11 protein-coding genes and 1 pseudogene are annotated in these 13,260 nt (G+C 43.6%); 2 read left to right on the forward strand and 10 right to left on the reverse strand.

All coding sequences use genetic code 11. The features are described 5' to 3' along the window. Position 1: 1 nt before the first annotated feature. The 3 genes from ACJJIK_RS09370 to ACJJIK_RS09380 form a co-directional block, all read right to left on the reverse strand. Positions 2 to 1,684, reverse strand: a complete 1,683-nt coding sequence (locus tag ACJJIK_RS09370) for an HAD-IIIC family phosphatase (protein ID WP_444944863.1) — start codon at positions 1,682 to 1,684, stop codon at positions 2 to 4. After that, a complete protein-coding gene (locus ACJJIK_RS09375) occupies positions 1,681 to 1,932 on the reverse strand; it encodes a hypothetical protein (protein ID WP_444944864.1) in 252 nt (83 codons plus the stop codon). Before ACJJIK_RS09375 ends, ACJJIK_RS09370 begins: the two co-directional genes overlap by 4 nt. 164 nt (positions 1,933 to 2,096) lie before the next feature. After that, the gene (locus ACJJIK_RS09380; protein WP_444944865.1) at positions 2,097 to 3,836 is read right to left on the reverse strand and encodes a carbamoyltransferase family protein; all 1,740 of its coding nucleotides are present in this window, start codon (positions 3,834 to 3,836) and stop codon (positions 2,097 to 2,099) included. A gap of 408 nt (positions 3,837 to 4,244) precedes the next feature. Here ACJJIK_RS09380 and tnpA point away from each other — a divergent pair. Together tnpA and ACJJIK_RS09390 are read left to right on the forward strand one after the other, a co-directional pair. Next, positions 4,245 to 4,693 (forward strand): annotated as a pseudogene (gene tnpA, locus ACJJIK_RS09385) (IS200/IS605 family transposase). 346 nt (positions 4,694 to 5,039) lie between these two features. After that, the gene (locus ACJJIK_RS09390; protein ID WP_444944866.1) at positions 5,040 to 7,211 is read left to right on the forward strand and encodes an outer membrane protein assembly factor BamB family protein; all 2,172 of its coding nucleotides are present in this window, start codon (positions 5,040 to 5,042) and stop codon (positions 7,209 to 7,211) included. A gap of 147 nt (positions 7,212 to 7,358) precedes the next feature. Here the strand turns inward: ACJJIK_RS09390 and ACJJIK_RS09395 are convergent, their stop codons facing one another. Genes ACJJIK_RS09395 through ACJJIK_RS09425 form a run of 7 tightly spaced genes read right to left on the reverse strand, consistent with a single transcriptional unit; the run spans position 7,359 to position 13,239 of the window. Next, on the reverse strand, positions 7,359 to 8,267 hold the full coding sequence (locus ACJJIK_RS09395) for an alpha/beta fold hydrolase (RefSeq protein WP_444944867.1): 909 nt from the start codon (positions 8,265 to 8,267) through the stop codon (positions 7,359 to 7,361). A 41-nt stretch (positions 8,268 to 8,308) separates the two neighbouring features. Continuing rightward, on the reverse strand, positions 8,309 to 8,932 hold the full coding sequence (locus ACJJIK_RS09400) for a pentapeptide repeat-containing protein (RefSeq protein ID WP_444945052.1): 624 nt from the start codon (positions 8,930 to 8,932) through the stop codon (positions 8,309 to 8,311). A 14-nt stretch (positions 8,933 to 8,946) separates the two neighbouring features. Next, complete coding sequence (locus ACJJIK_RS09405) at positions 8,947 to 9,717, reverse strand: polyketide synthase (protein ID WP_444944868.1); 771 nt, start codon at positions 9,715 to 9,717, stop codon at positions 8,947 to 8,949. Continuing rightward, entirely contained in the window at positions 9,707 to 10,510 is an 804-nt protein-coding gene (locus tag ACJJIK_RS09410; RefSeq protein ID WP_444944869.1) for an enoyl-CoA hydratase/isomerase, read from the reverse strand. Before ACJJIK_RS09410 ends, ACJJIK_RS09405 begins: the two co-directional genes overlap by 11 nt. Continuing rightward, on the reverse strand, positions 10,498 to 11,760 hold the full coding sequence (locus ACJJIK_RS09415) for a hydroxymethylglutaryl-CoA synthase family protein (protein WP_444944870.1): 1,263 nt from the start codon (positions 11,758 to 11,760) through the stop codon (positions 10,498 to 10,500). The genes ACJJIK_RS09410 and ACJJIK_RS09415 overlap by 13 nt, the downstream gene beginning before the upstream one ends. Positions 11,761 to 11,774: 14 nt before the next feature. Next, on the reverse strand, positions 11,775 to 12,998 hold the full coding sequence (locus ACJJIK_RS09420) for a beta-ketoacyl synthase N-terminal-like domain-containing protein (protein ID WP_444944871.1): 1,224 nt from the start codon (positions 12,996 to 12,998) through the stop codon (positions 11,775 to 11,777). Next, a complete protein-coding gene (locus tag ACJJIK_RS09425; RefSeq protein ID WP_444944872.1) occupies positions 12,991 to 13,239 on the reverse strand; it encodes an acyl carrier protein in 249 nt (82 codons plus the stop codon). The genes ACJJIK_RS09420 and ACJJIK_RS09425 overlap by 8 nt, the downstream gene beginning before the upstream one ends. Positions 13,240 to 13,260: the final 21 nt, after the last annotated feature.

Below are 13,260 nucleotides of genomic sequence, written 5' to 3' on the forward strand. Positions count from 1 at the left end.
CTTACACCAGACCGTAAGAATGCTCGGGTTCAAAAATTGCTTTAATATAGCCTGGCATAGAAACGTTATCCAAATCAGAGATGAGGTAAACTGAATTCTTGCCTTCTAGCGGCTCCAGGTTCTTATCAAGAAACTCCTTGATAGCAATATTCCTATCGGTATTAATATAGCGAACATGTATTTCTTTTAGATTTTTAATCTTCGCTTCTTCAGCCAACGTTGCGATGATGGCGCTCTCCACTCCCCTTGCCATCACTCTGCAACTCATAACGAAGTCGATTATTTCCATGACTTCTCCCGCCATTTTATAAATAACAACAGCAATAATTCCGTAGTCACCAAACTTGTCTGAGCACCTGTAATTCAACACAGAGTGCTTATCCAGATTTTCATGAAATTCAATTTCCGTATATCTTTTACCTGATAAATTAAATTGATTGGTTTTGTTCAAGAGCTGTAAGCATCTCTCCCTGCTCTCATCTGACAGCGGTTCGCCTCTTAATTCAAGCGACAGACCTTTAAGCCAGGTATCCCTGTCGATAGTAGCAGTTGCAAAATCAGACTGGCGTTTGGCTTCCACTCGATACATTTCCGTTCTCTTCTTATCCTCATCAGTTTCGAACAACCGGTCGAAGCAGCGAAGCTCCTTTAGAATTCTCTTATAAAAATACGGTTGGTCAGGCATTTCCGGCACGAGGACACCTTTTAACGTATTACTCACATCGGATCTCTCGTACGCACTATCGTCCAGAAATACCACAGACTGTAACCCAATATTGATATCGCCGACGATGTTGGAAATGTTGGATGATTTGGGTTCCCAGTTAATTCTCTTTGCAACGAAATCTGACTCTCTTAGCACCATATCCGGGTGTTTACTGATGCAATCCAATGCGACAGATTCATAATTTTTACTGCAAATAGCCAGTTGACACCCAGAATTACTCAAGTTTTTCAGTTCTTCCTGAAAATCTACAAATGACTCTCCCACGCTATCATGGCCACCTAACCTGATACCACTTATCCCATCATCACCTATCACACCGCCCCACAAGGTATTATCGAGATCAAGAACTATGAGTTTCTTTTGCTGACCTTTTAAACAATCTATAGCGGCCCCGATTTCAGAAGTCGCCACATTAAGGAAATCAACAGAAAAAGGGCATTTTGTCGCATAGTAGAGCTTTTCATCCAATCCATAACCACCCACCTTTTCCTTGATATGCTTGAAGTCAACAATCAAAACCTGGTTGTCTTCCAAATACCGTTCAGCTGTTTTCAACCTTATGCGATCAATGAGATAGCTTGCTCCGTGTTTACAGTAGTTTGCACTCCCATCTCCCCTGTAGTTAAAATAGTCGTCCCAATTAACAAAAATGACATTTTTGTATTTGTTTTTAATATTGTCGATATACGAGAGAAATTTGTTTACCTCGTCTTCAATTGAGTCAAGCGTTATAGTGCACTCACTCTTACGATTGCGGTAGGTTGGAAATATATTAAGATCTAACCATATCAATAGAATGTCTGCGTTGAATGTGCTGAAAAACAGTTCTTCATATACATTATTGTATAGCGAGGGTGTCACGTCTTCTGCGATGGAGTCTCGCTTGAGAAAGCGAGAAAAAATATCCATATTGTAATTTGAGACTATTTTCCAGACAGTCGTAGAATTCTTCTTCATTTTCTTTCCGCTAATTCAGCAACATCTGCCAATCTAATATTTTTTGTAGGCAACGACATAAGCCGCTTTGAAAAATCCGCAATTCCGGAAATTTCTTCGACCTTGATAAGGAACATTGCAGCAGTGAGCGAGTCAATATCTGGACTTTCTCCTAAAAGAACCGTTTCATTATGAATTTCTACAATATTTAAGCCCTGAATCTCCAACACTTCGTTGAGAGCATCAATATATGTCATGTCTTTTTCCATAATTTGTACTCTTAGAAAACAATGTACTGACGGCTAATATCACTTACGACGAAAGAGAAGCAACTGAATACGCTGATCCCGTGACAGTAAAGCAACCATCTCACCAAATCTGCGCACTTTTAATAGACCAATCATCAATTGGGAACCCAACGAAATACGAAAGTTTATTCCTTAACGATTAAGTAGTCTTCGATGACAAGGGCATCAAGGCCTGTTGTGTAGAAAACTGCAATAGCATCCTCAACACTGTCAATGATGGGCTTTCCCATCACGTTAAAACTTGTATTTAACACCAAAGGCACACCCGTCAAGTCATAATAGGAACTAATCAACGAATGGTAACGCTCGTTCCACTCGCGCTTAACCGTTTGCAGACGCCCACTTCCATTGGCATGAACCACGCCAGGTACTTTTTCCTGTACGGCCTCCTTAAACATAAGCGTGCGATCCATATAAGGCGACTCTTGGTAATCAATAAAGTATTCTTCGCCGTGTTCATGCAGAATTGAAGGTGCAAGAGGCCTGAATTCTTCACGAAATTTCACCCGGCTGTTAATTTCATCCTTAATCCCTGGAGAACGTGCGTCTGCTAAAATCGAGCGGTTACCCAGAGCTCGCGGTCCGAATTCCGCCCTCCCTTGCACCCAACCAATTATTTTGCCGTCAGCTAACAATTTTGCCGCCTGTTGACAAATATCCTCCGGACAATGTTTAAGCGTTGGAATGCAGCCAAATTTTACAATGTTATCCAATGTGCCTGTGGACATATCAGAACCCAGGTAAGGGCTTTGAACATTAAGTTCAGGGCGTTCTTCCGGGTTATCTTGGTAATAAGCAAGAAGGGCTGCACCAAGAGAGTTACCATTATCTGCAGGCGCATTAAACACGTAAAGATTTTCAAAATTGGTATTACTTACAATGAGCCCGTTGGTACTCGAATTCAGCGCACACCCGCCACCAAACACCAAATTTTCCGCGCCCGTCAGATCATGCAAGTTATTAAGCAACTCCAGTGTCTTTTCTGTAAAGACCTGCTGTCCGGTAGCCGCAATATTCTCAACCGGAACAGGAAGCTCGTCCCCGTTTACTCTGCATCGGTCGCATTCGGCCTTAAACTGTTTCAGTTTTTCTTCATCCGTATCATGCAGGCTCAGTCCATCTACCGTAATTGTAGAACTCAGCATTGCATGTAGATTTTCGTCGACAACACCATAAGGCGCCAACCCCATAACCTTCCACTCTTCACCCTCCAGGCTGTCAAAACCGCAGATATCACACAGATACATGTAAAACACACCAAGGCTTGCGTAATTTCCCGCTGCACATATATCTTGTTCAATACGAATTATTTTCTGGTCCTTATATTCATAGAAATCAATGCTGTTATCCTCTCCGCTACCATCAAGGATTGCACACACAGCATCCTTATGAGGGCTTGAATAGCACGCTGCCGCAGCGTGGGCCAGATGATGATCATACTCCCTGAGAGAAACAGCGATACTGTTACAACCGGTTCCCGCCCAGGAAGCGATACCAGCAGTGCCGGAGTATATTCCGGCAATCAAATTTCTTAAGGCGGAATACACAGAAAAATTGTGATAACGCTCTGACTCCTTCAGGCTACTGCCGAAGACATCACCTACATTTTTTTTCAAAAATTCAGAGAAGTACTCTGCGGTCCCCTCCCTCCAAGAGTTAGCAATAACCAACTCTGTACAGTCACTGCAGTATTTCTTAAACAACCGTTTCACCCGGCCATATTGATCCGATGGGCATCCCCACGCCCTTTTATTTTGAAGATATCTCTCGGTATCCTCAGCAAAAACAATATTTCCATTACCATCTACAATCGAAATAGATCCATCATGTGCGCCATTTGCTAATCCAATGTAATATTTTCCCATATAAAAAGCCTATCAAAGCATTTGCTTGAATAAAATATGATATGTGCGCAAATATAAAATAATCCGAAGAATTTTTTTCTGTGGATACAGCTTACTGCTTGCAGAAATCAGCGATTTTAACAGCACAAAAAGCTCCGTAACGCTTCAATATTTGCCGCGAAATTTGCCTATCTCGTGGTCAGAATTCTATTACAGAATTTTCTTGTGACCACCAATATATTAAGGATATATTTTTAATATATTGAGATTAAAAAACTATCACGACACTTAAAAAGTGTAGATTATTGATAATTTCAACTATTTAATTAAAGCTTGGTAAGCTACCACCCCTGGCGGTGAGACACGCATAGGCTCTGCCGTTCCGGCGTGCGCTATGGTAGATGACCCCCTCCATTAACGAACCGCGATATTCAAAATGAAGGAGGTCATCATGATGATGATTGGCAAAGCCAAGCTCATGTTAGATATTACTGTAAGTACCATATAGTTTGGGTGCCAAAGTACAGGAAACACTCACTCTACGAGAGTTTAAGGCGGGATATTGGCAAGATTATGAAAGATTTATGCCGAAGGCAGGGGATTGATTTGGTAGAGGGACACGCAATTCCAGATCACATACACCTTTGCCAGAGTATTCCGCCAAAATTTAGCGTAGCGAATACAATAGGTTTTTGAAAGGTAAATCGGCGATCAAAATCCATCGAGCTTATCTGGGAAGGAAGCAGAATTCCACGGGCTTCCACTTCTAGGCTAGGGGTTATTGTGTTAGCACTGTAGGTTTGGAAGAGCGGGTAATAAGAGAATATATTCGTAGCCAAGAAGTTGAGGAGAAAAGGCAGGAAGAACTCCTGCTATGACCACAGCCCCCTCTGGGGGTTTTCATCAAACCACCCGCTATGCGGGTGGTACATGATTTCTCAAAAAACACCGCAAATAACAATCACGCTCATAAACTTGACGACAATAACACTACATTATCAAAACCATACCAATTTTATATTAAGAATATATTTATAATATATTCATTGCTATAAGCTTACAACCTACGTAGCATGCCTAATCTGAATAGGTGGTCACGACATGTCCATCAAATTTCCATTTCATAGTTCTTCGGGCACAGGTTTGAATTCGACAACAATCACAACGATATATTACCTCTACAACAATACCGCCCATCGTCCTGACTAATTTGAGTTCAGCTAAATGATGAAAAGCAGAAGTATCACCAAGCATACTGACGGTGCAGCTATTTTTAAAATATTCCACCTTTCCACCTTATCGACTCTGTTTGCTTCAACCCTGATTTCCAGCTCTCATCTCTTTGCGGATGCGAATACACATCAATCTGATAATGCTTTTCCAATCTATACGATCGAACAAGCCGGACAGGGAAAAATCATCTACACGAAAAACTGCGCTACATGTCACGGTAATAACCTGAACGACGGAGGTTTCGCCACACCTATTACCGGCGACGCCTTCTACAGTGTATGGGGCGGACGATCTGCTAACGATTTATTGCAGTACATCAGAAAAAATATGCCTAAGGGTTTACCAGGATCACTTAGTGATAAACAGTATGTTGACGTTTTAAGCTACATGTTCCAGGTAACCGGACTCCCTTCAGGGAATGAGGAACTGAGAGCAGACATCAAACAACTATCCGCCATTACGCTCCCGCTCCCGTCCAGCGGACCAACTGTAAATAATGCCATTTACATTCCGCCTGCCCCCAACCCGCGCGACAACCCTTTGGATAGAATTACGCCTGTTACTGATGAGATGCTGATTGCCCCTCCGGATGCCGACTGGTTGATGTGGCGGCGAACTTACGACGCACATGGATACAGCCCACTTAAACAAATCACCACAGCCAACGTGAATGACCTCAAGGTGGTATGGAGCTGGAATATGCCAGAGGGACGCAATGTATCCACCCCGCTGGTACACGACGGTGTCATGTTTATGTATGGATTTGGCAGCCTTCTCTATGCCTTCAATGCCCAAACCGGCGACTTACTTTGGCGCTATGAACCAGAACCGAAATTCGACTCTCCCCGCGATCTCGGTCCGCGCGCAATATCCATTTATAAAAATACTGTGATCCTGACTACCGACAATGGGAATGTTTCGGCACTTGATGTTAAAACAGGTGAAGTTGTCTGGGATACCCCCATACTTAATTCAAACACTACTATATTTTCCAGTGGATCACTGGTCGCCGACGGTAAAGTGGTGCTTGGTACAACAACAAATAGAAATCCAGGCAAAAACTTCGTCGTCGCACTTGATGCCGATACCGGCGAAGAGAAGTGGCGCTTCTACACAATTGAAAAACCTGGTGGCAATTCCGATACCTGGAATGGAATTAGCGCGGATAAACGCCAGGGAGCAGGTATCTACGTTCCCGGCAGCTATGATCCCGAGTCAAAACTGGTCTATTTCGGCACCGCAAATACCTACGAACCACAACTATTAAGTGATTTGAAAGACAACGATTCCAATAATGACGGGCTCTATACCAACTCAACTCTGGCACTCGATATCAATACAGGAAAATTGGCCTGGCATTTTCAACATCTAGCAAACGACCAATGGAACTATGACTGGGCATTTGAACGAACCATTTCAACCTCTTCAAACAACGGCACCACACACAAATCGATCATAACCGGCGGTAAACAAGCTATATTTGATAGTTTGCATGCAACAAAGGGCTCCTATCTATTTTCTCTGGATTTGGGGTTGCAAAATATGGTGAAGGCAATTAATCCAATATCCGGGAAGAAGGAGATCGCACCCGAGGCCTATCCCACTGCGGGAGAAACACGCTTAGTGTGTCCTGATGCTATAGGAGCCAGAACCTGGCGCCCCACTGCACTCAACCCAGACACAAAAATATTGTACATTCCGTACAGGGAAGCCTGTATGAAGATACGCAATCTATCCCCCGGCGATATACCCCACGGAAACTTTGGTCAAAATGTAATTCCCAGGCCGGATAGTGATGGAAATTTCGGTGGACTGAGCGCTTATGACTTGACGGCCCGAAAAAATCTATGGACTCATCGATATCGAACTGTTCCGAGTACAGGTGTTCTGGCTACTGCAGGGAGGCTTTTATTTTACGGCTCTCGAGACCGCGTATTTTCTGCTCATGACAGCGCTAACGGTGATGAACTTTGGCGAGTACGTCTAAATAGCGTTCCAAATGGTACACCGATCAGCTTCATGATTGAAGACAGACAATATATCGCAGTTACCACCGGTGAGTTTGGTCCAGCGTACCCCTTTGGTTTTGCAGAGAATGATAAAAATCCTAGAACAGCTTTAAGTACCATTTGGGTCTTTGAATTAAGTAGTGCTATTCACTGATACAAATATTGAAGATTGCTTTTTTTCACATTTGCACCCTGTGCCGCACCGAGAAAATAAACTGTGAAGTTATACAACATTATGTAATAGAAGTAGGTTGACGAGAAGAGTTCACATCAACCTTCGCATTGCTACCTAACGATAAGATTATGACTCTACGGATTCTCTGTTGATAAAATCTGATATATTTTGAAAATAATCATCAACAGCATTGAAAAGCCCATAATGATCTATGCTTGCCAGCTCCCTGTATTCAACATTTTGTAGATCTCTTGCAACATCTCTTGCACTATCGATGCTCACCATTTTATCTTCAAGCCCTGACATCATCAGAACCTTACAGTCGATAGCAAAATCCTCACCGGAAATAGGCTCTTTTGTAATCTCATTAACAATTTTTGCGTAGTTATATAGACTGTTTATGGTACGGTAAGGCTGTTCAACATATCCTTTTAACTCTGCACTACGATAATTACAGATACCGCTAGTAGAGTTATCTGCATCCGACATACCACCGCTATCTGACTTGTTGAACACAGAGAAATAGCTTTCGGCATTTGCCTTGCTTTTTGCGATATGAGACATCACCCGCCAATGGCTTTTTTCATAAACAGCCGGTTTATCCCCGTAAATATACTCACCATTAAACAGAGACAGAGCTTCAACCCTATTGCCGTGCAAACAGGCAAATTTCATCGCGATTCTCGCGCCATTGCACCATCCTAGAATCTGACATTTTTCAATGGCATAGTAATCGAGAATCTCTTCAATATCCTTCGCCAAGCGCTGAAGACTTACATCAATATTATCATTAAAGTCATGCCCCGAACTCAATGTCCGGGTATCCCACGTAATCAGGGAGTAATCATCCGAAAGCTTTCGGGCTAATGGAAGAAGTATATCATTTGATACACCAACAGCATTACAACAAATAAGTGTTGGTTTTCTAAAGTCCCCCAATGTATAAACACTGATGACAACATCATCACTGGTCATAATACTTTCTTTGGCAAATCCAACCAACTGCTGTTTAACCGCTGTATCCGTCACCGGCATTGTACCTCCTCACTTTAAAAGTTATTTTAATCACCAAAAGCCTATTTATATTTCAATCCATAGCAGTTAAGAAGTTCTAACGCATTGCTGACATCAAATCTGGCATTTTTGATTTTGTTTTCATTAGGATTGATATTGAAACCACTTGTCTCCAGAAAATTACATTCCCTCAGGTCACAGTTGATAATCTGACCAGCATCAAACCTGGAATTAGAGAAACTCGACTTTCTTAGATCACAATTTTCAAACAAGCTGTCATTAATTTTGCAGTTCTCAAATTTTGTTTTGGGCAGGCTCATATCGGTAAATGAACACGATAGTAAAACAGTGTCGAAAATGCTAAACGAAACAGCAAAGTCGCTTAAAACACTGAATTTTGCCCCTACGAACTTGCACTCCTTAAATGACACATCGAAAAACCTGGCATTGTCAAATTTTGGCAATACAATACTGCAGGATATAAACTCACATTTTTCGAACAGGCAACCCGAAAAATCAACAGCATCAAAGCTACAATTTCTAAAAGAGCAGTTGTAATATTCCCCTGCATATAATGACGCCTTTTCAAGCTTCACATCTTCGACAACCTGATCCTGACACTCGCTTAATTCGTTAATTTTTTTTTCCATAGCTGTATCAAACCCATTTAAGTTTTTACTTCCCATTTTCACATTCGGATCTAACTACCGAATAACACCTTTATCCGCTCTCCCACTTCGGGCAGATGAAATGTCTTATCATGCATTGCAACTTCCTTTTCAATAACACTCTGCAATTTACTTCGAACCTCCTCAACCATATGCGCCTTCAAGGTCACCAAGGAAACCCGAGGCTTTTCCGCTAATGACCTCGCCAGCTCCACCGCATGCTCCAAAACACCATCCTTTGGTAACACAGAAAACGGTACGCCTCTTTTTTTCAACTCATAGCCACGATAGTGATTAGCTGTTGTAAGCATTTCCTGAGCCAAACTCAGGCCTAACTTTTCCTTCAAGATATAGGTGGAACCGAATCCCGGGGTAAAACCGTATTTCATGAAATTTGTTGTGTAAACACTTTCCCGACTAAGTATCACGATATCGGAAAACAGGCCCATCACAAAACCTCCCCCTATACCGTGTCCCTGCATAGCAGCAATAACAGGTATTTCACAACGTAACGGCAAGTCATACAACGCCATATCGGTAAATTTTCCATTGCCCTCGTGCAACGAAAGCAAGCCGTCTTTTGTTCCGCCTGCGGCGAAATAACTGTCATAGCCTGTCAATATGACCACTTTATAACAACCGTTTTGTTGAACAGCTTCAAACGCGCGCTGTAACCCGAGTTCCAGGTCTTTGGAAAACGTGTTCTTGTTAACCCTGTCTTGCATGGTTATCTTGACAATATCTGTATCAATATCCTCGAGTATGACAGCCCCATTCTCCTGATAGACGTTATTAATTGCCATTACCAACTGCCTCCCAGGGAAATACCCCTTCTGATACATAACGGGAAATAGCGTTGATATTGTCCTGATCTTCAAATACCTCTAAATTGGTTCTCAGTGCCACTATCTTCGCCTCTTCGGCAATTGGATTTAAGCTGTTCATATATTTTTTATACCGGGTAATTGACTTCTTCGACAGACATTTAAGACGCATCAAATGTCTACGTAATAAAAGTTGGCTGTTGCTGTCATATGCGTCAACCAATCCGAATGAAAACGCCTTTTCCACCGCCATCGGCTGAGTCATAAGCGTAAAATAGTTGGCGTTCTGAAAACCGATCCGGCGAACCAAAAAGGGCATAACACAAGCAGGTATCAGTCCAAACAACAGCTCGGAAAGGCTAAACTGTGCTGACTCATCTGTCAGTACAATATCGCTGGCAGCTAAAAAACCAATACCTCCTGCATTGGCTTTTCCCTTTACATGGGAAATGGTGATAAACGGCCCTGTTACCATCCGATACCATAGATCATAGAGTTTCTCAGGGCTATGCCCGAGACCATCACCAGCGTCTCCGCTTTCCCTTTGATTTTCCACCATCGACGAAAAATCAGCCCCAAAGCAGAATACTTCCGGTAAACCTTCTAATACGACAAGGGTTGTATTGGAGACTGTCAATTCAGAAAAGATCTGCGCTAACTCATCAACCAATTCGTTGTTAATTGTATTGTTGGCTTCTGGCCTGTGGATTTGTACGAAACAGGTGTTATCTCTGTGCTCAATCTTAAGCGTATTAAAGTTTATATTCCCCATACGTACTCCCGATGAAACTCCTTAATCTCCTTTAACAGCAGGCGTTTCTTCCCTTTTATCGCTGCTTTGGCACCCGGAATAATATCGAAGTCAAGCTCTACGTTTCTCGTTCCGAACTTTACACTGATGTTATTTTTCAGCAACTTGTCGTATTCTGCCAAAGTCAGTGTATATCGATCATTGAGATGATGCTCAATCTTCATTTTCCTCAGGTGACTGGCGCCTGCCGGGGTGACCGTACCGCTATAAAATTCGGAGCAGCATCCAGAGCCGTAGGAGAAGCAACCCACACGCCTTGGCACATCAAAGTTTCCATTATATATTGTGCTAGCCAATGAAAGAAACACCGTGGCCCCCATCGCATTACCGATACGCTGACAATACTGAATACCGGGCCAAACTCGATTTTTGAAATCCTCCTCAAGCTCCTTTACACTAACTTTTGCCATTTTCCGTATCATAGTCCTGTGCGCGCCCTTTACCATACCTCCGAACGGCGTATGAAATGCCAGAAACTGAAAAGTATCACGGTAATCCGCATTCACAACACGCTTCTTATACTCCATAAATGCATTTTCAAAACAATCCAGGTATGAAAGCAGAGAGAGATCCGAGTCACCGGCCTCACTGTCAGGTACCGGACGACAGGTATCCATGACTTCGTAGCCATAAAAACCATTTGCTCCAACATCCACTTGATAGATAACCGGTTTCTCACTTACCAGTAACGCTACTGCTCCCGCGCCGGCGCTGAGTTCGGCATAAGCCCAATCTTCCGTCAGGGCATCCCCTCCCTCGGCAACGGTAAAACGGGAAATGTCGGTTGCTATTATCAGAGCCTTGGCTCCCGGAGAAGTTTGCGACAAAATAAAATTTACGGCCATCTGAAAGCCTGCCGTACCGGAATAACATGCTTGCTTAATTTCCATCAGCCGGCAATTTCTGTTCAGGCCCAAATAGTCATGGATATAAGTACTGAGAGACTTGCCGAAATCCACACCGGATTCGGTACAGCTAATTACCAGTTCGATACGTTTTTTTTCCTCTTCGCTCAAATTCTCAACAATCGGGAAGGCAGCGTTAACAGCATAGGTAACAGGGTCCTCATAAGGCAACGCCACTGCCTTTTCCTTCATCATCAGATTTTCCAATCGAGCGGTATCCAACCGCCGATGATTTGCGAGATCCGTAACATCCACAGATGCGGAACCGCCGAAAATGTTCATTGCCTCAATTCCAACGTTTACCATAGAAAAACCTACCTTTAATTCGTTTCAGAGTTACGTAAACACAGCGCAGTGTTAATTCCACCAAACCCCATACTCATACATAAACTGGTCTGAATATCGGACTCTTCTGCTTCATTTCCTACCCAAGCAAAATTGTTATCTATCGGGTTTTCCAGATTTCTTGTGGGGTGGAGAATGCCTTCCCGCATCTGTAACAACGTTGCAGTTATTTCTACCGCACCCGCTGCAGTCAACCCATGGCCGGTAATCGATTTTGTCGTATTGATCGCCGCATGGGATAAACCACATTCGGTCAGTGCCTGCAGTTCAATCTCATCGCCCACCACTGACCCAGTGCCGTGCGGGTTAACATAATCAACCTGCTCCGCCACAATCTTCGCCTCGCGCAGAGCCTGCCGGATAACTGTTATCTCGCCATTGAGTGACGGATTTGGCTGTCGGTTTGCATCCATATAGACACCTTTCCCTACCACTTTCGCATAAGGGCGGAGTGATGCATTGGGACGTGTTTCGGCCCTTTCTATCACTAATGCAGCACAATTCTCTCCATATATGAAACCGTCATGTTGCCGGTCAAACGGACGACATGCCAACTCAGGCGAGGACAAATACCTGTCCGACCCCATCGCACCCAAGCCCCTTAACCCATGGCATTCCCAATAGGAGATATCCATCATGGCACCCAGTGCAATACAGATATCCACCCGGCCGGATTCGACAGCTTCAACAGCATTAATAACCGCCAGTTGACCGCTGGCCGATGCCCCACCCAAGGTATACGCAAACCCTTGAATACCAAAAGCTGCACTGCACAAACCACATAGGTCTGTGTCAAGAAAAGACAAACCATAAGCAGGGGACAGGAACTGTGACTTTTTCCGGTACTTCTCTTGCGTGATCAGCAACTCACGCTGCTGCACGTTGTTTCCGCCAACAATAAGACCGGTACGCGCGGGATCAACCTCATCCAGACACGCTTCCCCCCAAGCTTCATATAGTGTTGTTAAAGCGATTTGGGCCGAAAGTGATGCGGTACGAAGCTGGCTCTTTGCAATGACATCGGCACAGCTGAAATTCGTAATCTCGGCGCCAATAAATTGCGTATTTCCATCCTGTCGCCCCGGACGCTGCATAAAATCAAATCGGTGCTCGCCAGCCACGAGTGCGCGCATAAATGCCTCTTTTCCCTGACCGATAGCGCTCGTGACGCCCAGGCCTGTAATTACGACATCAGGCATTTTGCATTTTGTCCAGGAACAGCTCAGCCAACTCACCAATATTTTCCGGCCCGACCGTTTCCACACGCGGAATTTTTAAGTTAAGGCGCTCCAATGCCATCATAACGATCTCCGCTCTATCCATAGAGTTAGCGCCCAAGGACTCCAAACTGTCGCTGGGTTGAAACTGATGGTCCTCCAGCTCAGGTAACACTTCACAGGTAAGTTCCACAACCATTGCGTATATATCATTGCTATCCATTGATTAGTATTCCTATTTTGA

It is taken from the genome of Microbulbifer regidiadema (SeqCode) (genome assembly GCF_052466995.1).